This window comes from Marinococcus salis (assembly GCF_054971365.1).
In genome coordinates, this window is sequence record NZ_JBQOJB010000002.1 from 233,312 (window position 1) to 259,774 (window position 26,463).

The window sequence follows — 26,463 nt, forward strand, 5'->3', positions numbered from 1 at the left end:
TGTGGTGGTAATTAAGAATCGCTAGGCAGCGTCCGCACAAGATGCTCGAGCGCGTCATGCATCGGCGTGGCCGGACGGCCAAGCAGCTTCTCAAAATCATCGCTTTCGACATCGAGCGAACCGCTGCGGATGCCCTGCTGAATGCTTACGAGCATCGGTACAACCGTCTCCGGCATACCGGCTTCCTTCATAATTTCCGCATATTCATCGTCGTCCACGTGCTGCACCGGAATTTCTTTTCCAAGCACGTCTTCAAGCACGCCAACGAGTTCATCCTGGGTATGCGGCCGTCCGGAAAGCTCATATACCGACTGCTGTTCCCCTTCTCCGGCGAGAGCGGCCGCCGCCGCTTCCGCGTAGTCGAGCTGCAGCGCCCATCCTACCCGGCCGTTTCCGGCAGCCGTAACCCACGGCGCATCGTTCATGGCTCCCTGAATGCCTGGCACTTCGTTTTCAAGGTACCAGTTGTTTCGCAAAAACGCGTATGGAATACCGGTTTCAATAATTGCATTTTCAGTGGCTCGATGCGGTGGAGCCAAAAACATCGTGCTGCTTTCCGCATGGCCAATGCTTGTATAGGCAATAAAGGAGACGCCGGCCCGGGCGGCTGCCTCCACCGCGTTTGTGTGCTGGCGAATTCTTGTGTCGTTGTCCCCGTCGGTTGAAATAATGAGCAGGCGGTCCACACCGGCAAACGCTTCGTCCAGGCTTTCCGGGTCGTCAAAATCGCCGCGGCGCACGTCCACGCCCGCTTCCTTCAAATTGTTTGCCTTACCCGGGTTCCGGACGCTGACGGCCAGCTGGTCGGCCGGCATCTTCCGCAGCAGCGCCTGCATGACTTTGGATCCTAATTTGCCTGTTGCTCCGGTTACTAGTGCTTTCATATGTCATTCCTCCATTTCTACTGTTAATTATAACCAAAACAGTTACATTCGGTACACTGAAACGCTTGGACCGTGGCTAGCCAAGCGTCAACACAGCGAGCGCTGTGAGAAACAACGTATAGCTGCTGTAAATGGAAATTTTCCGCACCCGGCGGTTAGGAATGAAATTGACCGCTGTCAGTACACCGGCGAAGCCCAGCACCATAAGCATGATAAGCATTGTTTTCCTCCTTCGGCCGCTGTAATCGCAGCCGTTTTTCTTCTATTTAAATAAGGCGCCTGTACCGGAGCGATATGTAATCTTCATCCTCCGTATTGGCATATCCGGTACGCTCTCCTTCGTACGTAAAGCCTTTTGCATCATAAAACGGAATCGCGAGCTGGTTGCCTTTCTGGACCGACACCCATTGTTCCTCGGCCCCGAGGAGCTTCTGCTGCCGGGTTACGGCTTCAAGCAGCATGGTGCCGACCCCTTCATTGCGGCGGTCCGGATCCAGATATAGCACGTACAGTTCGGATTCCTTTTCCCTTGTCATACCACCACCCGCAGCACCAATCACTATTTCGTTCTCCACTGCCGAAAAATAGCCGCCCCAATCGAGGCTTGTATGCTTCACTTCATCGAGCACTCTGGAAACATTATAAAACTCCCGGCACACCCGCTCGAGATAATCATCATTGCAGAGCCCCCGGTACGTGGCCCACGTAGCTTTCGTACAGACAGAAATGATGCCGGAAACGTGCGAAGGCCCGGCCTGTTCGATATGTATCATCTTTTTTCCTCCGGAGTAACAATTATAATTATAAACAAAATTAATTTCTTACTTTACCTCTTTCATATTATAAGTGTTTTAACTGCTTTTTAATATCAGTCATCATTGGAATTTAGAAATAAAAAAATCCCCTCCAGCTTTGGAGAGGATTTTTGCCTGATCCTATTATTAGTCGACTACTGTTACTTCAACGTCCTGACGGCCGAAGGAATAAGCTTCGGATTTGGTTGGCACATGGACATCCATGCGGTCGCCATTAATTGCACCGCCTGTGTCAGCTGCTGTATACGTACCCATGCCTTCGATTTTCACTGTGGAACCGAGTGGGATTACGTCCGGGTCAACAGCGACTACGTTCGCATTAGGATCTTCGTTTAAGTTTTTGCCAGTGGCAGTAATACCGCTGCAGCCTGCACAATCAGCTGTATACGCCGTAGCTTCCATCGTCATGGTTTCGCCTTCACTGCTGCTGTCGGAGGACTCAGAGGTCGATTCGCCTGCTACTTCCTCGCTGGAATCACTGGAAGAATCAGAAGATCCGCCAAGTGCTGCCTGTGTTTCCGGGCCAGCTACGCCGAAGTAGTCGCCCGCAGAAGAAGAGATACCGTTGTCTGCCTGAAAGTCTTTAACCGCGCTTTCCGTTCTTGGTCCGAACGTAGAGCCTGTGTTTCCGTTAAAGTAGCCTTTTTCTTTCAGCGTGTCCTGCAGTGCTGCTACAGAAGAGTTAACGTCTCCTCTTTCCATTTGGCCGTGGTCGCTGATAGATGCGTCTGCTGCCTGTGGTGCTCCGAATACGACACCTGCTGTAACTGCTGTTCCGAATAATGTTTTTTTCATCATATTAATTCAACCTCCGAGGTAAAGATATTTTTTTCGCCTTAATGACGATGCCCAATGACCTGTTTGCCTATATGATTACTTACCTTTACGTCAATACTGCGTGGATAGGTTGATTGTTTAATGTAGTTGATTGCCGAAATACTTATGTGCTTTCTCTCAAACACAACGCTACCGATTATGACGCTGGGGCTTGAAAATATCAATAGCATTAATTTAGATGTAATCTCCTCTTAATAAACTTTCTTTTTATGTAAAAAAAGCAGGCCCAATGGCCTGCTTTAAAACTTCATAAGCATATATTTGACGCCTTATACACCAAAATTTGTCACAAAATATTACAATCAGATTACCGCCTTCGAAATGAAGGTGGGCATTTCCTCTTGAAATAAATCATTTAACGCGGTAATACGAGGGCATTCAACGTATTTAAACACGGAAATGAAATTTTACATTATGATTGTAATATTTCTATTGAATATCGATTTGTTTTTTCTTGATGGAGCGTTTTTCTTCTTTCGGCAGCTGCAGCTTCAGTACCCCGTTATCAAAAGAAGCCTGTATTTCGTCGTCTTTGACGTTGTCGAGAGTCACCCGCCGCCGGAATTCTCCGTAGCTTCGCTCCCTGTGGACATAATCATCATGGCTGACATCCTGCTTTTCCTCTCGTTTAGCGCTGATGGACAGCACCGGTGCTTCGTATTCCACCCGGATGTCTTCCTTGTGAAAGCCCGGAAGCTCCGCTTCCACCACGTACTCTTTGTCCTCATCCCGGACATCGAGTTTAAACTTATTCATGTCCTGAAAAGGTTCAAAGAAACGGTCGTTCAGCAAATCTCCAAATCCAAAACCACGAGAAAGATCCGGGAAAAACCCACGATTACGGCGATTAGGTGTTAAATCTGCCATCATGCATTCCTCCTTATCCGAAAGTAATGGTATTTTCATTATTAATTATATACGCTTATTACACATTTGAAACTATCTTTTGCTCAAAAATTTCATAAAAAAACCTCCCGGATCCGGGAGGAAATATCATTACTTCTTCAGCTTTTTCGGCAGCTTGCCTTTTGCTTTTTTCTTCAGGCGCTTTTTCTGCTTCGCCAGTTTCTTCGGCGTACTTTTTTTGTTTAAAATGTAACGCGGTTTTTTAGACTTTTTCTTTTTGTCTTTCTTCTTGCCTTTCTCATCACCTGGAATCAGGCCTTTTTTAATTTTTTTGGTGATCAGCGGAAGAGATCCGCCGATCAGGCTGCCTGTGGCCACCCAGCCATAACCCTTGTTATCCTTACTGGTATTCTCTTGCTTACTATTCTTGTTTTCCTCTGCCATATCATCATCTCCTTTGATGGTTCAGTCACCGATAGACGCCTGTATGCTGAAGTAAGACCGCTGCTTAATAATTAATTGCTCATACTTATATCTTTTCCGAACTATTAATATTTCAAACAAAAATTCATTAATAATAGCTTTTGCATTTCTATTTTATACATAAATATAGATAATTTTCTTTAATTGTTAAAAGCAAAGGTGGCGATAGTTCAACTGTTTTTCAAAGGCATATTTGCTAAAATAGGCATTAACAGGAATTTAAATGAGGTGGATTTCCATATGGAATTGTTGAACCAACATTCGGAAAAAGCTCGCGTTTCACGGCCGAAGGTCTGTGCTTGGCTCGACGCTGCGGGAATTATATTATTTCTAACAGGGGCAGTCTTTTTTGCTTTTATGTATAGTACATTTCCAGAAGAAGTGCCTGTACATTTCAGCATGAACGGAGAAGTAGATGCGTATGCAAACAAAGCGGCTATATGGCTTTTGCTGGCTCTCGCTTCTATATTATGGATTTTCATGTCCTTATTGGAACGAGTGCCACATATACATAACTACCCCAGGAAAATTCATGAAGGCAATGTCCATGCCCAATACCGCAACAGCATTCTTCTACTGAATACGGTAAAAAATTATATGCTGGTGATGTTTATCGGTTTAAATGCAGCGTTTGTCACAAGTATTAACGGCTCTGAGCCGCCCCACTTGTTAATAATAAGTCTGCTGGCTGGAATATTTGTCGTAATGCTGCCGTTTTTGATACGGGCCTTTCGTTTATCATAGCAGGCCGGGCGCTACAAATACGGCCGAAACAGATAGTAGCCGCCGAGTCCGACAATCATACAAACCGTGATCGTAGTAAATGTATAAACTACTTCTCCTGCTTCAAATGCTCCGCCCCTCCAGCTGGCAACAGCCGCACTTACAAGAGAAACTGCCCCCGTAATAAGTATGTACCCAATGGTTAACAACGCATGCATTTTCCAGCTCTTTGGCTCAAGCACTGCATACAAAGCAAAGGAGACAAGCGCCAGCGGGATGCATAACAATAGCAGAATTGTGATTCCTTCTGTAAATGCAGTCATGAATTTTCATCCTCATTTGTGTTTTGTATTATAGAAAGGAGCTGCTGTATGATAACGGCAATCCTCATTTGTATTATTCTCCTGCTTGCTTTTGTCATCGACAAAGGAATACGGAATAAAACGCAGGTCCCTTATCGAAGAAATAACTTCCGAAGGCAGGAGGAGAAGTTTTTGCGGGCTAAAATCTATACCACGATTTTTGCGCTTTTTCTTCTTATTCTTTTCATCGGAACCGAAAAAACGCCGTGGGTTTTTCCGGTACTGGGGTTCCACTTTGCCCTTCAGGCCCTGCTTGACGCTGTCGAAGAAAAACGTAATATCCCTCAGGAACGAAAACACTGGCATTCTTTTTTGATCAGCGTTGTTTCTGCACTAATCGGCATAGTAGCTTTGACGCACCTGATGCTTTTTGAATACCATTTATATTTAAAATAGAAGTTCCAGCGCAAAATAAGAAACGATAAAAAACAAAGTAATAATCGTTGATACTATATATTCTTTCGCCTCGTAGGCAAAATACCATTCGAGCCATGCTTGAGCAGCTCCAAATAGCATCAACACAGAAAGCATAAACAGCGGGATATAGCCTTGCGAATATGTATCTACTGTAAAAGTTGGAATCATTATCAGAACTAAAGCGACAATAAGAATGCCAAATGACCAGTATTGCCCCCGGGTTTCTTTAATCGTCACCGCTCCCTTTGGTACAATCCATATTTCTAGAGGGAAGCGAAGCAGTATGCTGGCAAGCACTGCAATAGAAAAATATTCTGGCAATTTATCACCTTTCTTCGAATTAATTAAGTACCTCCGCAAGCACGAAGCTTATTGTACCCATAAGCAGCAGCGCCGCCAGTATTCTAAACCATACCGCTTCAGCTTTGTTTATGCTTTCTTTTGCCCCGCCGTTGTAATTCCATATAAGAAATAGATTAACTGTTAATAGTAAAGGAAAAGACATAGCGGTGTTTCCCAGGTAGCTCTGTCCCGTGAAAGCCATAATGTTTACAATAAAAATCCAAATAAAAATCAGCCCGTTCAACAGAAATATCAGCATCGTACGTATTCGATTGCGGACCGCTTCCATGTTCTCCTCTCCTTTAAACTCCTAAAATATTACAAATGCAGTGTAGCAGAAATTTTCTTTTATGTCCTCCGCTCCTGCATAAAAAAACCCGCCGGCAGTTTTCTGCCAGTCGGGTTGATTGGTTTGTTTCGTTATACTTTTTGGTAGGCAATGCGGGAGGCGGCTTCCGCAACTTCCTTCAGCCCGGCTTCGATGATTTCCTCTGCCTGGTCCGGGCTGGCGTTATGGCCTTCGATGACCACTTCATCCACAATATCCATGCCGTACAGGCCGCCAAAAATGTTCTGCATATATGCAAGCGCCATGTCCATGCCAGCCATTTCCGGAGCGGAATATACCCCGCCGCGGGCGTTCAGAAAGATTACTTTTTTCTCCGGCATGAGCGGCACGAGCGCGCCTTCCGGGCTGTATTTAAACGTGTAGCCGGCTTCGGCAATATAGTCAATAAAGGTCTGCAGTTTGGCCGGAATCGTCAGGTTCCACAGCGGAAAGGCAAATACGACCAGATCCGCCGCGCTGAACGCGTCTTTGGCTTTCTGCTTCGCAGCAAGCACCCGGCGGTCCATCTCGGTTGGCTCTCCGTCTGTCGCAAGACGGCCAAAGGCGTCAAAGAAATCCTGGCCAAAATACGGCGTATCCTCTTCAAATACGTCGTACGTCTGGACGTTCAATGCGCCCGCGTCCTGAACATTTTCCAGAAACGTTTCGTACATTTTCGTAGAAATGCCATCCGGGCGGTTGTTTGCTTTTACTAGTAATACGTTCACAGCTATCCCTCTTTTTCTTAAATGATTAATTTTTCTCTGCTCTTATTATTTTAGCTGCTCTGACACTAAAAACAAGTACGCACATAAAAGTGGTATAGTTCCCTTGAGGGTACCAATGGCGGCTCCCAAAGAGTGTAAGCAAAACAGTTCGTTTTCCCAGGGAGTCGTGGTAGTATGTACATACTGTGATGCAAGTAAGCAAACGTCTACATACCTGCTTTATAAAATCATACTAAGGAGTGAGGCCATTGAAAAAAGAACCCGAATTCTGTAAGTTCCAGGAGGCGCTCGGCATCCTCGTCGGCAAATGGAAGCCTGTCATTCTTGTGCATCTATTAAATGACGGTACGCAGCGCTTCAGCGTATTAAAACGCAAAATGCCGGGCATCACCCAGCGCATGCTCACCAAGCAGCTGCGCGAGCTCGAGGATGAAGACATCATCCAGCGCGTCATTTATCCGGAGATCCCGCCCAAGGTGGAATATTCCATCACCGAATACGGCCGGAGCCTGGAGCCGATTCTCGAGGCGATGCACGAGTGGGGAAGCTCCCACGTTGCACGCAAGCAGGCAGAGGATTCCGGAGCCCAGGAAGAAAAGCTGTCCTAAGTAAAATAAGCACCCATTACCCGGGTTAACGGGAAATGGGTGCTTTTCATCTGTCTTTATTAATTGGCGTTCAAGCCGCCGGTCGCGCTGTATACGTGGCCGGTTACATAGCTTGCTTGATCGGAGGCGAGAAACACGTAAATACCGGAAAGCTCCACCGGTTGGCCGGCACGCTGAAGCGGTGTTTCGGGCGTTTCTTCCCCGAATTTCGGGATGTTTTCGCCCGGCTGGCCGCCGGAAATCTGCAGCGGAGACCAGAACGGTCCCGGAGCTACCGAGTTTACGCGGATGCCCTGGGAGGCCACCTGTTTGGATAATGCTTTCGTAAATCCGATAATGGTGCTTTTCGTAGCAGCATAATCCAGAAGCATCGGCGACGGATCGTAGCCTTCAATGGAAGTTGTCGTAATGATCGATCCGCCCTCCGGCATATGCGGCAGTGCTTCCTGGGTAATCCAGTACATAGAGAACACATTCGTTTCGAACGTGGAAACGATCTGTTCGGTCGTGAGGTCGGCAATGTCTTTCACGGCCTGCTGCTTGCCGGCGACTAGCGCCAGAATGTCCAGTCCGCCAAGTTCATCGACTGCGGACTGCACGAGTTCGCGGGAAAATTTTTCGCTCCGTAGATCTCCCGGCAAAAGCACTGCTTTCCGCCCGGCCCGTTCAATCATTTCCTTTACGTCCTGGGCGTCCGGCTCTTCATCCGGCAGATAGTTAATCGCCACGTCTGCTCCTTCGCGGGCATACGCAATAGCTGCGGCCCGGCCGATCCCGGAATCGCCGCCGGTAACGAGCGCTTTTCGTCCTTTTAATTGGCCGGTGCCTTCATAGCTGCTTTCACCGCAGTCCGGCTGCGGGTCCATATATTTCTGCACTCCAGGCGGGTCCTGGTACTGCTTCGGATAGTCGTCATGGTAATACTGCTTGCGTGGATCCTGTGTCATGCTGAAAGTCTCCTTTTTTACATAACTTATTTACATGTATTTTCATTTCCTTTTCATCAAAAATTGAAACATCCAACAGTATTTTCATATAAAAAATTACTGAACCGCCTGCCACACTGCCTTCCATAAACGAGATTTTATGGTACGCTTAATCCATTAATCGTTGTAGCGGAGGTGGCGGCTGTGGAAGTTTACGCATGGAGAAATGAATTGTCGGTCAAAGGTAAAAACGGAATTGCTTTTTTAATGGCCGCGGTGCTGGTCTGGGGGTTAATCACGCTTGTTTTTCTGCTTTCATTGGATCTTTATACCAAAAACATATTTATGCTCTGTTCTTCGGGACTGATGCTGCCGCTCGCAATACTTTTTTCCCGCCTGCTCCGGGCAGAATGGAAATTTGACAACAATCCGATCGGCAGCCTCGGCCTCAGCCTGAACCTTGCGCAGTTAGCCTACTTCCCGCTCATCTTTTGGGCTATCGCCGTCAGCCCGAGCGATGCTGTACTGGTTTTTGCGGTTATTACCGGCGCCCACTTTTTCCCGTACGGCTGGTTTTACAACGGCCTTCCCTATTACGTGATGGCACCGGCCGCCGCTACCGCCGTGACTATTGTTGCCGCCGTACAGAATGACAGCAGCCGGTGGCTCGTGCCCGCCGCAATGGTTGTACTGCTGCTCGCGTTAATTTTCTGGCTGGTACAGGATTACCGGCGCAAGGCCGCTTCGTATACGTAAAAGAAGTCGTGGCGCTTTCTAATATAAAAGAATAACTTCATGAAAAAAGGAATTTTAATAACGGGAGTAGAAATCAGCAACACACGTATATCACCCACATAGAGAAGGATATTTACTAATCGGCAGAGGGAGTGCGTATACTATGAATAGCGTGGAAATCGATCTGGTGGTTCCAGACAGCCTGCAGGCCCTGGAAGTGTATAAAAAAATATTTGAGATTAAAACGGTGGAAGCTTCAGACTTTCCCCGGGGCGAAAACGAAGTTATCTTCACCCTGTACGGGGTCCCTTTCCATCTGTTGGACGAAAACCCGGCCTTCCACTTAATTGCCCCTACCCCGGACGATCCGAAAACGCTGTGGTTTAACATCACCGTTCCAGACATTGAAGAAACCTATGCAAAAGCCATTGACTTTGGCTGCCATGAAGTACAGGCAGTCACGAATCTCCCTGAATACGGCGTGTCGAATGCTGTTTTTGTGGATCCCTTCGGCTATGTCTGGATGCTGCACCAGGTATATGAAGAGGTGAGCCATGAAGAACGCAAGCGACTCTGGGAGGAAAAACGGGCGAATTAACACCTAACTCCATAGCTTTTACAATAGAATCCCTGGGTAAAATCAGAAAAACCGCGTCTTTTTTAGACACGGTTTTTCTATGTACTGTAAGCATATTAATTTTTCAGCGGCACAATAAAATAAATATGTTATAAGTTTCCGGCTATGAAAAAGCGCCGGCTAATCGTTTAGCCGTGCGCTTAATATTCTTTCATACCGTTTTCTTACACTCCCGAGTAGGCGGAAAACCCGCCATCGATCGGCACAACAATGCCGTTAACAAAGCTGGATGATTTTTCGTCCACGAGCCACAGCAGGGTGCCCACCAGCTCCTCTGGTTCCCCGAAGCGCTCCTGCGGGGTCTGGGAGAGTATTTTTTCCGCTCTCGCACTCAGTACCCCCTCTTCCGAAAACATCAGCTCCCGGTTCTGGTCCGTCAGGAAAAAGCCCGGTGCTATTGCGTTCACCCGCACCCCTGACTTGGAAAAGTAAACGGCGAGCCACTGGGTGAAATTGCTGACGGCTGCCTTGGCCCCGCTGTAGGCAGGAATTTTCGTCAGCGGGCGGTAGGCGTTCATCGAGGAAATGTTAATGATCGAGCCCGGACGGTCATGCACCATGTCCCGGGTGAATACCTGCGAAGGAATCAACGCTCCGAGAAAGTTCAGGGAAAACAGCTGATCCACCGCGGCAGGGTCCAGATCAAAAAAGGTACCGCCGCTGTCCGGCATTTCCGGGTCAAAGTACTCCTGTCCGGTCGTTGCTTTCGGATTGTTGCCGCCGGCGCCGTTTACAAGAATGTCGCACGGCCCGAACCGGCTCTTTACGTCCTCATAGATGGCTTCCATCGCCGGCTTATCCGTCACGTCGCCGCTGTAGCCCACAGCCTCGCCTCCGCTTTCTCTGATCCGCCCGGCCACTTGGTCCACTTTTTCTTTATTGCGGGCGATGACCGCCACTTTCGCACCGTTAGCGGCCAGTGCCTCTGCCATCACAGAGCCAAGCACCCCGCTTCCGCCTGTGATAACGACTGTTTTGTCATGCAGTGGGATTTGAAATGGTGTCTGCATCATCGAACTCCTTTCTCCACGTTTTTCTTTAAATTGAAAAATATCTTTTGGCATTGTAGTAACAGATATTTTCAACGTACGCACTCAACAACTTCATGTCATGCGGCGCCTTTCCTTGTTCCACCCATGCGCCTATCAGATTACACAAGATGCGCCGGAAATACTCGTGCCGCGAAAACGACAGAAAGCTTCTTGAATCGGTCAGCATGCCGATGAAATTGCTGATCAGGCCAATGTTGGCCAAAGACGTCATCTGGCTTTCCATCCCGTCAATGTGGTCATTGAACCACCAGGCGGTGCCTACCTGCACCTTTCCAGGAACTTCACTGTTCTGGAAGCTGCCGGCAATCGCCGCAAGCGTATTGTTATTGTTGGCATTTACGCTGTAGAGCACCGTTTTTGGAAGCGCATTTCTGCTTTCAAGATCGTCGAGAAAAGCAGCGAGCGGACGCGCTGGCAGCTGGTCGTGGATGGCGTCAAATCCTGTGTCCCCGCCAAGCTTCTGAAACATCACCGTATTGACGTTGCGGAGCGGATGCAGGTGCAGCTGCATCACCCACTCCTTTGCCGCATACCGCTCAGCCAGGTGCAGCAGCGTAAACGTTTTGTATTGGGCTGCTTCCTCTGCCGTAACCGTCTCCCCGTTCATCCGTTTCTGGAAAACGGCCGCAGCTTCTGCTTCACTCGCTGGTTCATATACCATTTCCGTCAGGCCATGGTCGGAGCTGCGGGTGCCAAGCGCATCAAAGGCCTCAATTCTCTCATCCAGAGCATCTAAAAACTCCCCGTAGGAGGAAACCTTTTTGCCTGTGAGGCCTGCGAGCTGTTCCACCCAGGCTGGGAAGCTGTCTTTTTCCAGATGCAGCGCCTGGTCGGGGCGGTAGGAAGGCGACACGTCAAACGGCAGATTGCTCTGCCTCAGCTGCTCGTGGATCGTTAACGCGTCTGCCGGATCGTCGGTCGTTCCCAGAAATACAACGTTGTCCCTTTGGAGCAGCGACTGGGTGGAAAATTCCGGGGACTGCAGCTTTTCCCGGGTTTCGTTCCAGATTTCTTCTGCCGTCTCTTTGTTTAACAGCGTATTGATGCCAAAATACGACGACAGCTCCAGGTGGGTCCAATGATACAGCGGATTCCCAATCGTGTTCGGCACCGTTTCCGCCCAGGCCATAAACTTTTCGTAATCGCTTTTTTCCCCTGTAATGTATTCTTCCGAAATCCCGTTTGCCCGCATGGCTCTCCATTTATAATGGTCTCCGCTCAGCCAGATTTCAGACAGGTTGTCGAAATTTTTGTCGTTTAAAATTTCGCCGGGCGGCAGATGGTTATGATAATCGATGAGCGGCAGGTGCTTGGCATAATCATGGTACAGCGTGCGCGCTACCGGGGATTGAAGCAAAAAGTCCTTGTGAATAAACGCAGTCATATGATCATCTCCTAATTAATTTGTTTACTATGCAAACTATTAAATTTATACTTTTAACACAGCAGCATCCACATTACTAACATACGCAGGACGAATGGAAAGAGGGATTTTCCTTGCATAAAGGTGACTGGAACTATATACGAAATTTAAACCGGAGGCTGATTCTCGAAGAAATCGTGAAAAACGCTTCTCTCTCCCGGAGCGAACTCGCGAGAATTACCGGCTTAAACAAAGCGACTATTTCCACACAGATTAATGACCTGCTGGAGCAGGGACTCGTCATAGAAACGAGAACCGAGGCGCTGGATACTCCCGGCCGAAAGCCGATCATTATTGAAATGAACGAACGCGCCGGCTTCACGGTCGGCATTGACATTGACGAGCTCAGCACGAATATTATTTTTTGCGACCTGAAGGGCCGCCGGCTTCATCAAAAGCAGCTGCATCTGGATACGTCCCATTTTGAAAGCATGCTTGAAGCATTGATTCAGCAGCTGCGGGCGGAAATTGAGGTGTTCCAAAACGTTTCGTCTGCCCCGCCGCTCGCCGGCATCGGCATCGGTGTCCACGGGATCGTGGACAACGACAGCCAGATTGTTTACACCCCAAAACAGCAATGGGTGGACGTGGACGTCAAGACCCGCCTGGAAGCAGCCTTTGAAGCGCCCGTGCACGTGGACAACAGCGCCAATCTGGCCGTATATGCCGAGCACGTTTATGCCGAGCACGTGCCCGATCTGTTCTGCCTGACGCTCTATTCCGGCATCGGGCTTGGCATGGTCAAGGATGCAGTTATTTACCGCGGGCACCAGGGCTTTGCCGGTGAAATCGGCCACATGATCATCGAGCCGAACGGCAAGCCCTGTCCGTGCGGCAACCATGGCTGCTGGGAGCTGTATGCATCAAATAAAGCGTTCTTAAAGCTGCTTCATGACAACGGGAGCGAGTTTCATACCCAGGAGCAGATTCGAAAACATTTGGCATCCGCCGGGGCCGCCCAGGTGGTGGACGAATACATTTTCTATTTATCGATCGGCGTAAACAATGTCATCAATATTTTCAACCCGGAGCGCGTCATTATTAACAGCCCGCTGTTTGCCTCCAAGCCGGAGCTTTTGGACAAAGTCCGGCACTCCCTGCGCTCCAAGTTTAACAACTACCAGGAACTGAAATTATCGAGCCTGAACGAGGACGCCTGCGCACTCGGGGCCGCAGCGCTTGCGTTCAAAAAATTTCTCGGCGTTCACCAGGTGGACCACTCTGCTTCCTTCGAACTCTAGCAGAAAGCACGAAGCTACATCAGGTCAAACAGCTGCGGCAGGAACAGGCTGAGCTGCGGAATAAAGGTAATGGCGAGCACCATGACAATCAGGATAATAAAATATGGCACCAGCGTCTTGATGACACTTTCGAGCCGTGCGTCGGCCACGCTTGTCCCGACAAAGAGCACGCTTCCCACCGGTGGAGTGATATTTCCAATACAAAGGTTAAACGCAATAATGATGCCAAAATGCACTGGATCGATGCCGAGCTCGGTGACCACCGGAAAGAAGATTGGCGTGAAAATCAGCACGGCCGGCGTAATATCCATAAACGTCCCCATTAGCAGCAGGATCAGGTTAATCAAAAGCAGAATCACAATCGTGTTTGCGCTAATCGAAAGAAGCGCGTTACTGATGCCTGCCGGAATTTCGGTATAGCTCATCACGAGAGAAAACAGTGAAGATGCTGTAATCAAAAGCAGGATCATGCCCGTGATTTCGACGGTTTCCTTGAAAATATTTTTAAATTCCTCTTTTTTCAGCTGTCTGTAGATCAGGGACAGCAGCAGCGCATAAATGACGGCAACCGCTGCGCCTTCCGTGGCGGTAAAAATGCCAGCAACAATTCCGCCGATAACGATGATGATCAGCAGTAAACTCGGGATCGCATCAAAGACAATAAACAGCTTGTCCTTCCAGCTGACCTTTTCCGACACCGGATACTTGTGTTTTCTGGCATACACGTAAGCCACGGCCATCACCGACAGGCCCCATAAAATGCCTGGAATGTAGCCGGCCATAAACAGCGCTGCGATCGACGTGCCTCCGCTGACTAAAGAATACACAATCAGCATCGAGCTTGGCGGAATCAACAGCCCTGCCGGCGCCGACGCGATATTTGTTGCGGCTGAATAGCTCAGAGAGTATTTTTGTCTCATTTCCATCGGCGTCATGATTTTACCCATGGCGGCAGCCGCAGCAACACTGGATCCCGAAATTGAACCAAACAGCATGTTTCCGACCACGTTCGTATGTGCAAGTGAGCCCGGCAGCCGGCCGACGATAATTTTAGCCAGGTTGATGAGCCTAAAAGCAATGCCGCCGTTATTCATAATAATGCCGGCAAGCACAAACAATGGAATTGCCAGGATCGTGAAGTTGTCGACGCCTGTGGCGAGCCGCTGGGCGGTTATGATGATGCTTACATCAAACGGAATTACCAGCGAAATCGTGATCATTGCGCTCAGCAGAATAGCTAGGGCAATCGGTACCCCGAACACGAGCAGCACCCCGAGCGATGCGAATAATAAAATCCCTGCTGTGACTGTCATCCTTTTTCCCCCTCCCCGGTATGGCCGCTCTGGCTGCTGCCCCGAAGCATATCAAGCAGTGCATACAGCACGATACATACACCCGACACGGGCACGGCGCTGTAGACAAACAGCATGGACATTCCCGTTGCCGGAGCCGTTTCACTGTATGTATATGTCAAAAGCATAATACCGCCGATAATCATCGGTACGATCCCTAAAAATATCCATAATACGTTAATGACAAGCTCAATCAGGCGTTGGGCGCGTGCCCGGAACTTTTCCACCAGAAACACGATGGCGATGTGCTTTTTCTGCCCGAACACATAAGCTGCCGTAAGCAGCGTGAACCAGATGAGCATAAAGCGGATAATTTCTTCGCTTGTGGTACTCGGTGCGTCCAGCACATAGCGCGTAAATACCTGCCAGATCGAAAGAGCTGCCATGCAGGTGATTAAAATCGCGTTTACAATCAACAGCACGCGGTCAAGAGCCGTTTTTGCCTTTTGCATACTACTCGGCCTCCTTTATGGTTTGATAAATCTCGGAGGTGTCCGGATCATTTCTGAACTCTTCGTGCAGCGGCTGGACCTCGTCAATGAACGACTGCTTGTCCACTTCATGAAACTCGACGTTCATTTCCTCGCTGGCTGTAGCCCTGGCTTCCTCTACTGTCTGGTTCCAAAGGTCTTCATGGTAGCTGGTTGATTCTTTCGCCGCTTCTTCAATGACCTGCCGCTCGCTGGCCGAGAGATTTTCCATCACCTTATTGTTGGCAATGAGCATATCCGGAACAATCGCGTGCTCGGTGTAGAAGTAGTTTTTCGCCACTTCACCGTGGTTGCTGTTCGTAAGCGCGGTGGCGTTGTTTTCGGCTGCGTCAATAACACCTGACTGAAGCGCGGTGTATACTTCCCCGTAGCTCATCGGCGTCGGCGTCCCGCCCATCGCTTCAATCATCTGGACGCTTGTCTGGCTCGGCTGCACTCTCGTTTTCAGCCCGCTCATATCCTCGCTTGTTTCGATCATTCTGCTTTTCGTATAAACGTTACGGACGCCGGCATCGTAATACGTCAGTCCGCGGAAGCCTTTATTTGCGGATTCCATATAGATGTCGTCAGTCACATCCTCATTGTTCATGACACGTTTGAAGCTCTCCTGACTTTCAAACAAATACGGCAGACTGAAGACGGAATACGCCGGTTCAAAGCTTTCGAGAGCACTCGCACTTACTTTACTGAAATCAACGGCCCCCGCCTGGGTGCCTTCAATGACTTCCCGCTCGCTTCCAAGCTCACCATTCGGGTAAATTTTAGTACTCATAGATCCGTTTGATTTTTCTTCCACCAGTTCGGCAAACCGTTCAAGCGACTGGTGTGCCGGGTGGTCCGTCGGCTGGTTGTGCGCAAGCGTGAAGTTCTTTTCTTCTTCCCCGCTTGCACTCTGGCAGCCCGTTAACACTATCAGGGCTAGCATGGTGACGAGGCTTATCCATTTTTTCACAGTGGTTCCCTCCTTTAATTAGCTTTCAGCAGTGCCATTTACCAGTGAAACGAGGCACCCGGTTCTCCGTTGATCAGAATCTCTCTAGTTTCATCCTGAGGCAGATGGAAGTGCATTGCCGCGAAACCATTACTGTATGCCCCTTCACGGCCGGCTTCAATATGAACACTGCTTTCATCCGCTCTCATGGAGCATGTAATCGAAAGTGCTTCATTGCTGTACCGCTTGTCGTTGTCGTCGTAATACGTAAACGAGGTCTGCTCGCCGTTTTGGCCCGGGTATACGTACATATCGATCCGGCCGTCGGCTTTGTTCTCAATTGGAAGCAGGCTGCCGCCTTTTACCATCACCGGCGTATACTTAAGCGGTGCCGGCACCGTGACCGTCTGTCCTCCCTCATACCACTTCCCGGTATGCATGTCATACCATCCGTGTGGGTGAGCAGGCAGATATACCATACGCTCGCGTTCTCCCGGACGTACGATCGTACAGACGAGCAGCTCTTCGCCGAGCATAAATTCATCGTTTTCGGCGTGCGTTGCCGGGTCATCGCCAAAGTCAAAAAAGGTCGGCTTAATGACAGGCTCGTACGCAGCCGAAGACTTTTGCAGCAGCGAGAAAATATAGCCCGACAGCTTCTGGTGCCAATGAATGGAGGCGGAAACCTTATCGACAATTTCCGGGTACATCCACGGCTCGTTGACCGTCTGGTCGTCATTCCAGGAATGAATCGTAAACCGCGGATAGTAAATGTTGCTCTGGATCCAGCGAAGAAGCAGCTCCGGCTCCGGGGCATTGCCGGAAAAGCCGCCCGTATCATGCCCGAAATTGTATATGCCGGAAAGGCTTAAGCCAATCGCCATTTTAATGTTGTACTGAAGCGTTTCCCAGTTGGAGTAGTTGTCCCCGGTCCATGTTTGGGCGTATCTGCTGAGACCGGCACTGCCTGCCCGGCTGATCAGGTATGGCCGTTTTTCTTCATCGAATTCGAGCTGTGCTTCCAGGGAGCTCTTTGTCATTAGCATCGGGAAAACCGCCCGGTAATCCTGAAACTTCCCGCCCTCGCCGAACAGGTGAACCTCGGCCTCTGGATCCCAGATTTCAAATTCGTTGTTGTCGTTCCAGGTGGCGTCGATGCCGCTTGCCAGCAGTTCTTTCTTTACATTTTCCTTCCACCATGAAATGGTCTGCTCGTTCGTGAAATCAAGATACACGCCCATGTCATCCCAGAACTGCTGTAGAAGCGGGCGGCCGTGTTTGTCGAGAATAATGTAGTCGTTATCGAGCACTTCCTCATGCTTTGGATGGTCAATCAAAAGGCTCGGCTTGATATTGGCGATGATTCTAATGCCGTTTTTATGAAAATCTTCAGTAAATTTTACCGGGTCGGGAAATTTTTCGTAGTTCCAGTTGAACACGTATCGTTTATGGTTGATGGACGTGTATCCTGAAGACAGATGGAACGACTCGCACGGGATATCGTATTTTTTCGTATCCTCGACAAAATTCATCAGCCGCTCCTGGGATTTTTCTTCATCGGTATAGGTCATCGTCGATCCCGAATAGCCGATGCTCCATTTTGGCATCAGTGCCGGGCGACCGGTCATCCACGAAAACCGGCGAGTCACCTCGGCCGTGTCCGGACCGAGAATAAAATAAAAATCCAGAAAGTCCGATTTGGACTCAAAGTACTTATATTTTCCGTGGTAGTTGTCTTTTTCGCGCCCCATGTCGAAAGCGCATTCATTATAGTCATCGTAATAAACTCCGTAAGCAGCTCCGTTTTCCGGAGAATAGGTAATATAGTACGGAATATGCTTATACAACGGGTCGGTCTTTTCGGCATCGTAGCCCATTGCGTCAATGTTAAGCATGCGGTAGCGTTCGCCGTATTTATTAACGTTTCCTGTTTTTTCCCCAAGCCCGTAGTAGCGGTCCGTATCATTTCGTTTTAAGTAATGGGCCGTGGGCGCTGTTTCGGCAATCTGGAAGGCATACGCCTGGGTATTTCGGTCTTCAGCTATTAATACCTCGCGGCCGCTTGTCTTATCGAACCAGCTGCAGTGAAGCTTAGCTTTGTTTATCTTCAGCTTGAGCGGATCGGTTTCAATAACAAATTCTTCCGGCGTTTCCGATGTTTCATAAGGCGGAAGTGAAAAATATGCCGTAATGGCATTGCGGTCGAGTCCTTCAAACGGCATGTCCGTGTCTCCCGGCGCTACCGCCCATGTATGTATGTCCACCTCCGGGCGCTCTTTCGTTAATGTAACGCGGAATAATTTCTCTTCTAATACATAGACGCAAAAATACATCCCCTGGACATCTGATTCAAATACCAGCACGTTGCTGTCGTGTGCAGACAAATAAAATTGATCTTTCGTTGTTAACATACACTCACCCTCTTTGGATTGATCACTCGCCTCGTAATTAATTTGTAGTCTAAACAAATTAATTATTGGTTTTATGATAAGGCTTTCCTGAATGTTACGCAACCCCGGAGGTACTTAATAAGGACCCTCTTTCTATTCATGTTATCCAATTTTAAAAGGACCCCTCCACAATATATTGGGGGGTCCCTGCCGCTAATCTTCTGTCCGTTTCCTGTGATAAAAGAAATTACATATAAAAAGCACCGCCACTACCGCACTCATAAATAAAATACCTTCTATCCTGTATTTTGCATCGTAGTGGCTCTGGTCCAGTAAAAGCACCAGATTCCATGAAATGAATAAAAATATGCCATATAAATAAAGCACGGATTTTGTACTTTTCATCCAATCCCTCCCAGGTTAGTTTTTGCTGACTTTTTCCTGTTCCCTTCCCTATTTCAGGTAAATCTTTAGAAATAAGCTTTAATTAAAAAATTTTAAGTGCTTTCTACGAATCATGAATATTGTTGACGTTTCTTTTGTACCAGTGTACTATTTAATTAATACACTAATACAAAGGAGCGCTGAATGATGACTAGCTGGCTTTACTTATGGAAAAAAGAATTTGCTTTGACCCGGACCATTTTTTACTGGTGCCTGGCACTGATCTTTATTGTTGTGGTGTTCTCTCTCGTGATGAACAGCGGAAACTTCTTTTCCGTGACTGTGGACTCTCCCGTACAGGCAGTTGGAAGTACAGTCATCGGCCCCTTAATGGCCGGAATTTTTGCCCATTTTGTTTATCTGCCGGTTTATATGATTGTGAGCCTGGAGCTCGAACGCCGCCAGATGCATTTATGGCTGTATCAGCCGCAGCCGGCCGCTAAAATGATCAGCGCAAAATACGCCAGCGGAATGGCGTGCGCTGTCGTTTCCCTCTTTATTAATGGCGTTCTGCTGCTGCTTTTTCTCTGGCTGACGCCGGGGATTCCTGGCTTTTTCGGCTTAACCCAGGAGGGGGCAACTTGGCCGCAGCTGCTGCTTCTATGCCTGCTCGGGGCGATGTTTGTGCTTTTCGTTTCGCTTTATTTCAGCGTCTACCTGCTGTTTATTTACGCGTTTGACTTTGCGTTCCGGCATACTCTGGGCAGAGGGGTTCAAGTCGTTATGGCGATCGCCGCCGTGCTTCTTGTCAGCTTCCTTGCAAGCTCGGGGCTTGGCAATATGTACCAGGCGATTACCAACTGGGGCCAGTTTTCGCTGACGGGGCTGTTGAACGTGGAATTCATTAATTTTCAATTATATACCGGAGTAATTCTTTTCCACGCCGCGCTCGGCTTCGCCATCTTCTTCCTTTCTGTCCGGTTGATCGATAAGAAAGCAGAGGTATAAGCCCATGGCTTACACATTTGATAACTCCAGACCTATTTACCAGCAGATTATCGATACCATTCACGGCAATATCATTCGCGGCGAGTGGCCGCCGGGGACGAAGCTTCCTTCCGTGCGGGCACTGGCTGTAGAGTTTGGCGTTAATCCGAATACCGTTTCCCGGACATACAGCGAATTAGAACGAACAGGAGTGTTGGAAATGAAACGAGGACAGGGCACCTTTGTTACGGAACATGAAGCATCGATCCAGCAGCTGAAACAGCAGCTCATGCAGCAGCGGATCAACGAATTTATGAAGGAAATGGAGAGCCTCGGCATGAGCAGAGAAGAAATCCGCCAGGGCATCGATTCCTATCGAAAGGATGATCAGCATGATAACCTTTGACGGAGTAACGAAGAAATTCCTAAGCCGCACCGCGCTCGAAAACGTAACGATCGATATACCTGCCAAAGGAGTAACTGGACTCGTCGGCGAAAATGGCAGCGGCAAATCCACGCTGCTCAAGCTGGCCGGCGGGCTTCTGCGTCCGGATCAAGGGACGGTCACCTACAACGGAACGCCGGTATCGCGGAAGGACAGCTCCCGGATCGCTTATTTGTCGGAAAACGACCACATTTACTCCTTTTTTCGTATCGAAGAATTGATTGATTATCTGGCAGCCCAGTTTCCCGATTTTAATAAACAGCGGGCGTACGATATGCTCGAATTTATGAATCTCGATCCCGCCCAAAAAATCAAAACGCTCTCAAAAGGAAACCGCGGCCGGGTGAAAATTGTCGTCACACTCGCCCGGGAAGCCGAGCTGCTTCTGCTCGATGAGCCGCTTTCCGGCCTCGATCCGCTCGTACGGCGCTCAATCATCCAGAGCCTCGTCTCTTTTGTGGATGTCGACTCTCAGGGCGTCATTATCAGTACGCATGAAGTCAGTGAAATGGACCCCCTGCTCGACCGGGTGCTCGTCCTCCGGCAGCAGCACGTCCTCGACATGGAAGACAGCGAAGCGATCCGTGAACAATTCGGCGTGGATACAGCCGGCTGGATGGAACATATTTATGCGAGAGAAAGGAATGTTTACTGATGTAGCATGTTTTAGAATGCTCCTCCTTTATAACTTTCACAGCGCCCTTCATAACAATTGCTTCGTTGTTAAAAAGCTGTACGTCTAAAAACATAAACCAGCCGACGTTGATTCATACAACGCCGGCTGGTTTTTCATATACGCTTATTGCTTTATTTTCAATACGTTTCTAGGCTTCTCTGCGGCGTTTCATGAGTGCAATACCTGCCATCACAAGCGCCATGCTTCCGGCAGCGACGCCCCATGGACTAACATTCTGAGCCGTACCGCCCATGCCGGTTTTTGGCATTTCTTCCGGCATCATTTCACTTTCAAACTGCTCCGGATACTGAGCCACAATAGCTCCGGAAACACCTTCCCCTACGCCAAACATATGGCCGTAAGCTTCGCGGACGTCCTCATAGGCCATGTCATACTCTTCCATCGTGTAGCTGTCAAAGGCGCCGATCAATTGGTTCACGTGCATCTGCAGGCCTTCCGCCAGAGCATCGGATTGCAGTTCACCGCCGGTTGCTTCTTCCATGAACTTGGAAAATTCCATCCGGTAGTTATCAAGGTTATCCAGCGCTTCCTGCTGGGCCGCTTCATCTTCCGCTCCGGTCGCTTCCACGTAATCCACGAAATAACCAATGTGTTCGCTCCACATCTCTTCAAACTGCTGGCCGGCTTCTTCGCCGTAGACGGATGCAATCTCATCCGACAGTTCCTGCGTGTTCTGGTTCAAAATACCAGCTGCAGCACCGAAATCCTCTGCGCCGGCGCCGCCCTTTTGCATCGCGGTTACGGCGAGGGCCGCGTGCTCGGAGAACAGGAAGTTCATATCGGAACGCAGGTCAACGGCCGGTGTATCCGGATTGGTATTATTATATTTTTCCGGGAACTGGTCAGCGATCGCAACCGAGAGGTTTTCACTGACCCCGTACATGTGCTCCATCGCGTCGCTGGCCAGCGAATAAGCTTCTTCATAGTCTCCAGCTACGTAGCTGTCAAACGACCCGATCAGCTGATTGACGTGCATTTCCAATCCTTCGGAAGCGGCTTCAGCGTCAACGCCGCCATCTGTCGCACCGTCCAGGAACTGAGAGAATTCCTCGCGATAATCCTTCAGATTGTCGAGGGCTTCCTGCTTGGCAGCTTCGTCTCCCGCATCAGTCGCATTAACATAATCAACGAAATAATCGATATGCTCGCTCCACATTTCTTCAAACTGCTGGCCGGCTTCTTCGCCGTAAACCGAAGCAATCGTATTGGAAAGGTCTTTGGTGTTGGCTTCCAGAGCGGCGGCAGATTCTTCAAAATCCTCTGCGCCATCCGCACCTTTCTGCATGGTCGTTACAGCAAGATACGCGTGTTCAGACAAGTAATGATCCAGCTGGGCACGAAGATCGCCCGCCGGTGTCGATACCGATGCCATCATCTCTTCTGATGACATTTCCATGTTATTTTCACCTTCATGGCTGTCGGCAGATGCCACTCCCGGCGCTGTCGGGATCACGACGGCTGCAGATAATGGCAGTGCAAGTGCCGTGCGTTTCCAGTTCAAATTCATATTCATGTGATAATCCTCCTTCATGGTTTGTTACACCCAGTTAACGAAATGGATCAGAAATTGGATCACTATTTGTTACAATTTAGTGAATTTATTGATTATTTTTCTAAATATACATTTTATTAGCCGCTTTGCCACGTTAATTCTGCGTATAGCTTTTCTCTCCAAAAACGTACTGAAGCACTCGCTCTTTCATGCCCACAGGAGGCGTACAGCAGGTCAGCTTTTCCTGAGCAATTGTAAAAAGATCGCTCTCGGTCTCAAGGCCATCAGCGGCTTTTTTGTTTTGCAATTGTTTATTTAATTGACTCCCCCATTTCTTTTCATTTATAGCCATCGCGCCTCCCTCCTCCTGTTCATCCTTTTACTCGTCTCACGAAACAACAAAGACGATGCCGTGTGACACGTTCATCGTCTTGTTGTTTATAGGCTCCTATCCCAATCTTTATTTATTTATGGCCACGTCTTCGGACGGTTCGGATTCGGTCCCGTCTGCATTAACAGCGGTCACATGGTACGTGAAGCTTCCGTCTTCCGTTTCCGTGTAGCTTTTCCGTTCATGTGCATCCACGCTTGCGACGCGGGTGAAATCCTCTCCGCCTTCTTCCTGGCGGTACACCCGGTAGCCGACCACGTCCTCGTCCCGCACCGCGTGCCATTTTACAAGCGACCCCTGGAGAGAGACGTTGTCGGGAGACGGAGGTGGGTCCGATGCTTCTTCGCTATCGTTCATCAGGGCTTCTTCGCTCTCCTTGGTGAGTTCGGTGTAGACGACCAGCCGCTCATCGTGCGTGCCCTGCTCCTGATTAAACGTGCCGGTGCACGTAATCAGCTGCAGGTGCCGGCCGTCGCTTGATCCAAAAATGTTCTCGATCGGAGCATCCTGGCGCGGATAACTCACGACTTTGGTGACTTTAAACGCCAGCTCCTGCCCGTCTTCGTTGGTCACCTGAACCTCATCCCCGGCTTCCATATCCTCCAGATCATAAAATACCGCGGGGCCGCTTGCACTATCCACATGGCCGGCCATAACCGCATTGCCTTGTTCCCCCGGCGTCACGCCCGGTTCAAACCAGCCGACACCCTCTGCGGAATCCGGCACTCCCATCTGGCCGTTATCCAGTACGCCCACGCCTTCCAGGTCAGCCTCGACGTCAATCGATGGGATCGACAGGGTGGAAGGCGCGGACAGGTTCAGTTCCTCGGTTTTTTCTGGGTTTTCTTCTGGTTCGGTATTACCCGCAACCTGCACAAACTCTTCCACCTGTGGCGGGGACGAGCTTTCTCCGGTGTTTTCATTCTCTTCCGAATCGGACACGCCCTCTCCCTCGGATAATACCGTGGTTTCCGCCGGAGAGGAGAACAGCGCCTGCTGCGCGTACTGCACCCCCAGGCCGATGGCCACAAACATCATTGCCGCCAGTATGAGGAATTTGATTCGTCGTTTGGTCACCGTTCCCCTCTCCTTTCTGTTCACGTGAAATTATTTGGCCAGGTTTTTACGGAAGAAGAATGCTCCCGCCAGGGCCGTCATCGCGACAGACGCGAATACCCAGGCCCATGGGCTGTTGCCATTAGCTGTTCCACCCATGCCCGTTTGCGGCATTTCCGCCGGCATCATTTCGCCGTCTTCCATCATCATGTCCGTGCCGAACTGATCCGGCATTTGCGTTGAGATCGCGCCTCCAAGATTTTTGCCGATGCCAAACATAAAGGCATAGCCTTCGCGGAACGAGTCATAGGTTGCTTCATAGTCTTCGTTCATATAGTTATCGTACGTGTCGAGCACCTGGCTTTCATGCATCCATACGGCGTCCTGAGCAGCTTCGGTCGGAAGGTTTTCCTCCGTCGCCCCACCTAAGAAGGCACCAAAGTCCTCAGAAAACATTTGTAGTTCCTCCTCGGCGGCCTGACGCGCTCCCTCGTCTTCTTCCAGTGTAGCAGCTACGATATCACTCTGGGCATCAATATGCTCGCCCTGCCAGACGTCCATGAACTGTACCCCGGCCTCTTCACCGTAGATCGACGTGATCGCGGCCCGGAAGTCTTCGGTGTTGCCGTCCTCGGCCCACGTAACAAAGTCATAATCGTCCTGCTGGTTCACGCCCTTCTGCATTTCCAGCACCGCCAGGCTGAAGTGTTCGCCGGCGAGCATATTCAGGTTCGAGCGGAGATCGTCGGCCGCCGTATCGGTCGTACCCTGGTCAAACTGCTCCGGCATGCCTTTCACAACCGCGTCCGACACGGTTTCACCGATATCAAACATGCGGGCATAGCCTTCCCGGTAATCACTGTAAGCGGCCTTGTAATCCTCAGCCACGTAGTTGTCAAAGGCGCTCTGGACGTCATCTTCATGAGCAATCAGGGCTTCTTCCGCTGCTTCCTGCGGCAGTTCCCCGCCGGTGGCTTCGGAGAGAAGCGTGCTTAAATCATCGGCAAAGGTTTGTATTTCAGCTTCGGCTTCTTCGAGGCTTGCTTCATCATCATTTTTGGTGGCTTCCACAATATCGGTCGTATATTCATTATGCTCCCGGAACAGATCACCAAACTGTTGGCCGGCTTCTTCGCCGTAGAGGGACGTAATCGCCATCTGCATGTCATCGGCATTATTATTCAGCTGCTCCTGGACTTCTTCTGCGTCCGGCGCATCGTCATACTGCTTCTGCATCGACAGCACGGCTAAGACAAAGTGCTCGGATAACAGTTGATCAAATGACGCCCGGACGTCCCCGGCCGACATGTCCTTCATGTTCTGCATGTCTGTCATTGGCATCTGCTGGCTGGAGTCATTGTCTGCGGCCATGGCGGTTGTCGGTACCATCAGGGTGGCTGCTGTTGCACCTAAAATAAATTTTTTACCAATCATGGAAAAACCCTCCTCGTTTTGTGTTCATACAGGCTAACGAGAAGAAAATCGCTTTGGATCACAATTAATCGAAATTTTATAAAAGCTCTTTAAATTCTCCCTCTTTCATTTTTCGATTTTAACGCTCTTCATACCGAACTATTTGATGTACTGAAAATGCTTATTTACATAATTTTAAAAAAATTCTATCAATTGGTGATCCGTTTTCTTTTCGCCTTCGTAGTCTTATTAATTGAGTGCCTGTATTTAATCTGCACTCATTAAAGGGGGCGCGACTGGTACCTGATCGACCGTTCCATTTCATTAATAATTAAGGGGGAAATGAATATGAAAAAACGCGTCATTGTACCACTGGCATCCGTATTTGCAGTAACCAGCTTTGCCGGCACCGCTTCAGCCGACCACGAGGGACTGGAATTCATGGTGGACTTAACGCCTGAGGCCGAAACCAAAGACGTCGACAGCGACGCTATGGGCGAAGCTCACTTTGAAGTAAGTGAAGACGGGGAGTCCATCATGTATGCTGTCCACGCCGAGGACCTGGATAACGCCGTTGCCGGACACCTGCATAGCGGGGCCGAAGGTGAAGACGGTCCTGTCGAGTTATTTTTATTCGAAAACGATGAACCAATGGATTACGACGGCGAAGTCGCAACCGGCACGCTCACCGAGGATGACCTGGTCGGTGACATGACCTGGGAAGAATTCTCCATGAGCCTTGTCGCAGGTGATGTTTATGCGAATCTTCATACAGAGGAATATCCGGATGGCGAGATCCGCGGCCAGCTGGATGAAGAAGCCCAGGAGGCAGCCATGATGCCGGAGGAAATGCCGCAAACCGGCATGGGCGGTACCAGTGACAACGGCATGACTGGTCTTTGGGCTGGTATTGCTGCTTTAGCAGTTGGCGGCGCAGCATTATTCATGCGCCGGAGAAGCGAAGCTTAAAATGTCAGCAGACTAAATATTTTGAAGCCATCCTCTCCTGCTGTATGGAGAGGATGGCTTTTTTTATGGCATTAGAGC

At 49.3% G+C, this 26,463-nt stretch carries 32 protein-coding genes; 10 read left to right on the forward strand and 22 right to left on the reverse strand.

Annotated elements, in window-relative coordinates:
• Nucleotides 1-11 precede the first annotated feature (11 nt).
• From ACTTK6_RS03010 to ACTTK6_RS03035, 6 genes are all read right to left on the reverse strand, one after another.
• Nucleotides 12-884, reverse strand: coding sequence for an SDR family oxidoreductase (locus ACTTK6_RS03010; RefSeq protein WP_462832622.1), 873 nt, complete (start codon nt 882-884; stop codon nt 12-14).
• A 76-nt stretch (nt 885-960) separates the two neighbouring features.
• Nucleotides 961-1,104, reverse strand: a complete 144-nt coding sequence (locus ACTTK6_RS03015; RefSeq protein ID WP_462832623.1) for a hypothetical protein — start codon at nt 1,102-1,104, stop codon at nt 961-963.
• 46 nt (nt 1,105-1,150) lie between these two features.
• Entirely contained in the window at nt 1,151-1,657 is a 507-nt protein-coding gene (locus tag ACTTK6_RS03020) for a GNAT family N-acetyltransferase (protein ID WP_462832624.1), read from the reverse strand.
• Between the two features lie 168 nt (nt 1,658-1,825).
• Entirely contained in the window at nt 1,826-2,497 is a 672-nt protein-coding gene (locus ACTTK6_RS03025; RefSeq protein WP_462832625.1) for a 3D domain-containing protein, read from the reverse strand.
• Nucleotides 2,498-2,965: 468 nt separating this feature from the next.
• Nucleotides 2,966-3,403 carry an Hsp20/alpha crystallin family protein gene (locus ACTTK6_RS03030; protein WP_179124110.1) on the reverse strand — a complete coding sequence of 146 codons (438 nt, stop codon included), beginning with the start codon at nt 3,401-3,403 and terminating at the stop codon, nt 2,966-2,968.
• Nucleotides 3,404-3,532: 129 nt separating this feature from the next.
• Nucleotides 3,533-3,826 (reverse strand): hypothetical protein, encoded by a 294-nt coding sequence (locus tag ACTTK6_RS03035; RefSeq protein WP_462832626.1) that lies wholly within the window; start codon nt 3,824-3,826, stop codon nt 3,533-3,535.
• A 279-nt stretch (nt 3,827-4,105) separates the two neighbouring features.
• Here ACTTK6_RS03035 and ACTTK6_RS03040 point away from each other — a divergent pair, with 279 nt between their 5' ends.
• Nucleotides 4,106-4,609 (forward strand): DUF1648 domain-containing protein, encoded by a 504-nt coding sequence (locus ACTTK6_RS03040; protein ID WP_462832627.1) that lies wholly within the window; start codon nt 4,106-4,108, stop codon nt 4,607-4,609.
• Between the two features lie 11 nt (nt 4,610-4,620).
• On the opposite strand, the gene ACTTK6_RS03045 is transcribed toward ACTTK6_RS03040, so the two are convergent.
• Nucleotides 4,621-4,911 carry a hypothetical protein gene (locus tag ACTTK6_RS03045; RefSeq protein ID WP_462832628.1) on the reverse strand — a complete coding sequence of 97 codons (291 nt, stop codon included), beginning with the start codon at nt 4,909-4,911 and terminating at the stop codon, nt 4,621-4,623.
• 48 nt (nt 4,912-4,959) lie between these two features.
• Between ACTTK6_RS03045 and ACTTK6_RS03050 the strand changes: the two genes are divergently transcribed.
• On the forward strand, nt 4,960-5,346 hold the full coding sequence (locus ACTTK6_RS03050) for a hypothetical protein (RefSeq protein WP_462832629.1): 387 nt from the start codon (nt 4,960-4,962) through the stop codon (nt 5,344-5,346).
• On the opposite strand, the gene ACTTK6_RS03055 is transcribed toward ACTTK6_RS03050, so the two are convergent.
• The 3 genes from ACTTK6_RS03055 to ACTTK6_RS03065 all read right to left on the reverse strand — a co-directional run bounded on the left by ACTTK6_RS03055 (nt 5,338) and on the right by ACTTK6_RS03065 (nt 6,765).
• Entirely contained in the window at nt 5,338-5,688 is a 351-nt protein-coding gene (locus tag ACTTK6_RS03055) for a DUF4181 domain-containing protein (protein ID WP_079476368.1), read from the reverse strand. The two genes, ACTTK6_RS03050 and ACTTK6_RS03055, sit on opposite strands and share 9 nt — an antisense overlap.
• A 19-nt stretch (nt 5,689-5,707) precedes the next feature.
• Nucleotides 5,708-5,998 carry a hypothetical protein gene (locus tag ACTTK6_RS03060; protein ID WP_462832630.1) on the reverse strand — a complete coding sequence of 97 codons (291 nt, stop codon included), beginning with the start codon at nt 5,996-5,998 and terminating at the stop codon, nt 5,708-5,710.
• Nucleotides 5,999-6,129: 131 nt separating this feature from the next.
• Entirely contained in the window at nt 6,130-6,765 is a 636-nt protein-coding gene (locus ACTTK6_RS03065) for an FMN-dependent NADH-azoreductase (RefSeq protein ID WP_462832631.1), read from the reverse strand.
• A gap of 248 nt (nt 6,766-7,013) precedes the next feature.
• Here ACTTK6_RS03065 and ACTTK6_RS03070 point away from each other — a divergent pair, with 248 nt between their 5' ends.
• Nucleotides 7,014-7,373, forward strand: a complete 360-nt coding sequence (locus ACTTK6_RS03070; protein WP_462832632.1) for a winged helix-turn-helix transcriptional regulator — start codon at nt 7,014-7,016, stop codon at nt 7,371-7,373.
• Nucleotides 7,374-7,432: 59 nt separating this feature from the next.
• Here ACTTK6_RS03070 and ACTTK6_RS03075 read toward each other — a convergent pair whose 3' ends face one another.
• Nucleotides 7,433-8,320 (reverse strand): SDR family oxidoreductase, encoded by an 888-nt coding sequence (locus ACTTK6_RS03075; RefSeq protein ID WP_462832633.1) that lies wholly within the window; start codon nt 8,318-8,320, stop codon nt 7,433-7,435.
• Nucleotides 8,321-8,503: 183 nt separating this feature from the next.
• Here ACTTK6_RS03075 and ACTTK6_RS03080 point away from each other — a divergent pair, with 183 nt between their 5' ends.
• A complete protein-coding gene (locus tag ACTTK6_RS03080) occupies nt 8,504-9,055 on the forward strand; it encodes a DUF7010 family protein (protein ID WP_462832634.1) in 552 nt (183 codons plus the stop codon).
• 142 nt (nt 9,056-9,197) lie between these two features.
• On the forward strand, nt 9,198-9,632 hold the full coding sequence (locus tag ACTTK6_RS03085; protein WP_462832635.1) for a VOC family protein: 435 nt from the start codon (nt 9,198-9,200) through the stop codon (nt 9,630-9,632).
• A gap of 203 nt (nt 9,633-9,835) precedes the next feature.
• Here ACTTK6_RS03085 and ACTTK6_RS03090 read toward each other — a convergent pair whose 3' ends face one another.
• Complete coding sequence (locus ACTTK6_RS03090) at nt 9,836-10,681, reverse strand: SDR family oxidoreductase (protein WP_462832636.1); 846 nt, start codon at nt 10,679-10,681, stop codon at nt 9,836-9,838.
• Between the two features lie 28 nt (nt 10,682-10,709).
• Nucleotides 10,710-12,107 carry a glucuronate isomerase gene (gene uxaC / locus ACTTK6_RS03095; RefSeq protein WP_462832637.1) on the reverse strand — a complete coding sequence of 466 codons (1,398 nt, stop codon included), beginning with the start codon at nt 12,105-12,107 and terminating at the stop codon, nt 10,710-10,712.
• 113 nt (nt 12,108-12,220) lie between these two features.
• Between uxaC and ACTTK6_RS03100 the strand changes: the two genes are divergently transcribed.
• On the forward strand, nt 12,221-13,387 hold the full coding sequence (locus tag ACTTK6_RS03100; protein WP_462832638.1) for an ROK family transcriptional regulator: 1,167 nt from the start codon (nt 12,221-12,223) through the stop codon (nt 13,385-13,387).
• Nucleotides 13,388-13,401: 14 nt separating this feature from the next.
• On the opposite strand, the gene ACTTK6_RS03105 is transcribed toward ACTTK6_RS03100, so the two are convergent.
• The 5 genes from ACTTK6_RS03105 to ACTTK6_RS03125 form a co-directional block, all read right to left on the reverse strand.
• Nucleotides 13,402-14,700 carry a TRAP transporter large permease gene (locus ACTTK6_RS03105; protein ID WP_462832639.1) on the reverse strand — a complete coding sequence of 433 codons (1,299 nt, stop codon included), beginning with the start codon at nt 14,698-14,700 and terminating at the stop codon, nt 13,402-13,404.
• A complete protein-coding gene (locus tag ACTTK6_RS03110) occupies nt 14,697-15,191 on the reverse strand; it encodes a TRAP transporter small permease (protein ID WP_079476357.1) in 495 nt (164 codons plus the stop codon). Before ACTTK6_RS03110 ends, ACTTK6_RS03105 begins: the two co-directional genes overlap by 4 nt.
• A 1-nt stretch (nt 15,192) precedes the next feature.
• Complete coding sequence (locus ACTTK6_RS03115; protein WP_462832640.1) at nt 15,193-16,182, reverse strand: TRAP transporter substrate-binding protein; 990 nt, start codon at nt 16,180-16,182, stop codon at nt 15,193-15,195.
• 38 nt (nt 16,183-16,220) lie between these two features.
• Nucleotides 16,221-18,572: a glycoside hydrolase family 31 protein gene (locus ACTTK6_RS03120; RefSeq protein ID WP_462832641.1), complete on the reverse strand. Its 2,352-nt coding sequence runs from the start codon at nt 18,570-18,572 to the stop codon at nt 16,221-16,223.
• A 192-nt stretch (nt 18,573-18,764) separates the two neighbouring features.
• Nucleotides 18,765-18,956 (reverse strand): hypothetical protein, encoded by a 192-nt coding sequence (locus ACTTK6_RS03125; protein WP_462832642.1) that lies wholly within the window; start codon nt 18,954-18,956, stop codon nt 18,765-18,767.
• Nucleotides 18,957-19,139: 183 nt separating this feature from the next.
• Here ACTTK6_RS03125 and ACTTK6_RS03130 point away from each other — a divergent pair, with 183 nt between their 5' ends.
• The 3 genes from ACTTK6_RS03130 to ACTTK6_RS03140 are packed head-to-tail and all read left to right on the forward strand — an operon-like array spanning nt 19,140 to nt 21,022.
• Complete coding sequence (locus ACTTK6_RS03130; RefSeq protein ID WP_462832643.1) at nt 19,140-19,943, forward strand: hypothetical protein; 804 nt, start codon at nt 19,140-19,142, stop codon at nt 19,941-19,943.
• Between the two features lie 4 nt (nt 19,944-19,947).
• Complete coding sequence (locus tag ACTTK6_RS03135) at nt 19,948-20,328, forward strand: GntR family transcriptional regulator (RefSeq protein WP_462832644.1); 381 nt, start codon at nt 19,948-19,950, stop codon at nt 20,326-20,328.
• The gene (locus ACTTK6_RS03140) at nt 20,315-21,022 is read left to right on the forward strand and encodes an ATP-binding cassette domain-containing protein (RefSeq protein WP_462832645.1); all 708 of its coding nucleotides are present in this window, start codon (nt 20,315-20,317) and stop codon (nt 21,020-21,022) included. Before ACTTK6_RS03135 ends, ACTTK6_RS03140 begins: the two co-directional genes overlap by 14 nt.
• Nucleotides 21,023-21,191: 169 nt before the next feature.
• On the opposite strand, the gene ACTTK6_RS03145 is transcribed toward ACTTK6_RS03140, so the two are convergent.
• From ACTTK6_RS03145 to ACTTK6_RS03160, 4 genes are all read right to left on the reverse strand, one after another.
• Nucleotides 21,192-22,565, reverse strand: a complete 1,374-nt coding sequence (locus tag ACTTK6_RS03145; protein ID WP_462832682.1) for an LPXTG cell wall anchor domain-containing protein — start codon at nt 22,563-22,565, stop codon at nt 21,192-21,194.
• Between the two features lie 145 nt (nt 22,566-22,710).
• On the reverse strand, nt 22,711-22,908 hold the full coding sequence (locus ACTTK6_RS03150) for a hypothetical protein (protein ID WP_079476351.1): 198 nt from the start codon (nt 22,906-22,908) through the stop codon (nt 22,711-22,713).
• A 108-nt stretch (nt 22,909-23,016) separates the two neighbouring features.
• On the reverse strand, nt 23,017-24,024 hold the full coding sequence (locus tag ACTTK6_RS03155) for a class F sortase (protein ID WP_462832646.1): 1,008 nt from the start codon (nt 24,022-24,024) through the stop codon (nt 23,017-23,019).
• Nucleotides 24,025-24,054: 30 nt separating this feature from the next.
• Nucleotides 24,055-25,437, reverse strand: a complete 1,383-nt coding sequence (locus ACTTK6_RS03160) for a copper amine oxidase (protein ID WP_462832647.1) — start codon at nt 25,435-25,437, stop codon at nt 24,055-24,057.
• A gap of 327 nt (nt 25,438-25,764) precedes the next feature.
• Here ACTTK6_RS03160 and ACTTK6_RS03165 point away from each other — a divergent pair, with 327 nt between their 5' ends.
• Nucleotides 25,765-26,385, forward strand: coding sequence for a CHRD domain-containing protein (locus ACTTK6_RS03165; RefSeq protein ID WP_462832648.1), 621 nt, complete (start codon nt 25,765-25,767; stop codon nt 26,383-26,385).
• Nucleotides 26,386-26,463: the final 78 nt, after the last annotated feature.

Coding starts and splice junctions, on each gene's coding strand:
- ACTTK6_RS03010 (WP_462832622.1), bottom strand. CDS start 884: ATGAAAGCACTAGTAACCGGAGCAACAGGCAAATTAGGATCCAAAGTC.
- ACTTK6_RS03015 (WP_462832623.1), bottom strand. CDS start 1,104: ATGCTTATCATGCTTATGGTGCTGGGCTTCGCCGGTGTACTGACAGCG.
- ACTTK6_RS03020 (WP_462832624.1), bottom strand. CDS start 1,657: ATGATACATATCGAACAGGCCGGGCCTTCGCACGTTTCCGGCATCATT.
- ACTTK6_RS03025 (WP_462832625.1), bottom strand. CDS start 2,497: ATGATGAAAAAAACATTATTCGGAACAGCAGTTACAGCAGGTGTCGTA.
- ACTTK6_RS03030 (WP_179124110.1), bottom strand. CDS start 3,403: ATGGCAGATTTAACACCTAATCGCCGTAATCGTGGGTTTTTCCCGGAT.
- ACTTK6_RS03035 (WP_462832626.1), bottom strand. CDS start 3,826: ATGGCAGAGGAAAACAAGAATAGTAAGCAAGAGAATACCAGTAAGGAT.
- ACTTK6_RS03040 (WP_462832627.1), top strand. CDS start 4,106: ATGGAATTGTTGAACCAACATTCGGAAAAAGCTCGCGTTTCACGGCCG.
- ACTTK6_RS03045 (WP_462832628.1), bottom strand. CDS start 4,911: ATGACTGCATTTACAGAAGGAATCACAATTCTGCTATTGTTATGCATC.
- ACTTK6_RS03050 (WP_462832629.1), top strand. CDS start 4,960: ATGATAACGGCAATCCTCATTTGTATTATTCTCCTGCTTGCTTTTGTC.
- ACTTK6_RS03060 (WP_462832630.1), bottom strand. CDS start 5,998: ATGGAAGCGGTCCGCAATCGAATACGTACGATGCTGATATTTCTGTTG.
- ACTTK6_RS03075 (WP_462832633.1), bottom strand. CDS start 8,320: ATGACACAGGATCCACGCAAGCAGTATTACCATGACGACTATCCGAAG.
- ACTTK6_RS03085 (WP_462832635.1), top strand. CDS start 9,198: ATGAATAGCGTGGAAATCGATCTGGTGGTTCCAGACAGCCTGCAGGCC.
- ACTTK6_RS03090 (WP_462832636.1), bottom strand. CDS start 10,681: ATGCAGACACCATTTCAAATCCCACTGCATGACAAAACAGTCGTTATC.
- uxaC (WP_462832637.1), bottom strand. CDS start 12,107: ATGACTGCGTTTATTCACAAGGACTTTTTGCTTCAATCCCCGGTAGCG.
- ACTTK6_RS03105 (WP_462832639.1), bottom strand. CDS start 14,700: ATGACAGTCACAGCAGGGATTTTATTATTCGCATCGCTCGGGGTGCTG.
- ACTTK6_RS03110 (WP_079476357.1), bottom strand. CDS start 15,191: ATGCAAAAGGCAAAAACGGCTCTTGACCGCGTGCTGTTGATTGTAAAC.
- ACTTK6_RS03120 (WP_462832641.1), bottom strand. CDS start 18,572: ATGTTAACAACGAAAGATCAATTTTATTTGTCTGCACACGACAGCAAC.
- ACTTK6_RS03125 (WP_462832642.1), bottom strand. CDS start 18,956: ATGAAAAGTACAAAATCCGTGCTTTATTTATATGGCATATTTTTATTC.
- ACTTK6_RS03130 (WP_462832643.1), top strand. CDS start 19,140: ATGATGACTAGCTGGCTTTACTTATGGAAAAAAGAATTTGCTTTGACC.
- ACTTK6_RS03135 (WP_462832644.1), top strand. CDS start 19,948: ATGGCTTACACATTTGATAACTCCAGACCTATTTACCAGCAGATTATC.
- ACTTK6_RS03140 (WP_462832645.1), top strand. CDS start 20,315: ATGATAACCTTTGACGGAGTAACGAAGAAATTCCTAAGCCGCACCGCG.
- ACTTK6_RS03150 (WP_079476351.1), bottom strand. CDS start 22,908: ATGGCTATAAATGAAAAGAAATGGGGGAGTCAATTAAATAAACAATTG.
- ACTTK6_RS03160 (WP_462832647.1), bottom strand. CDS start 25,437: ATGATTGGTAAAAAATTTATTTTAGGTGCAACAGCAGCCACCCTGATG.
- ACTTK6_RS03165 (WP_462832648.1), top strand. CDS start 25,765: ATGAAAAAACGCGTCATTGTACCACTGGCATCCGTATTTGCAGTAACC.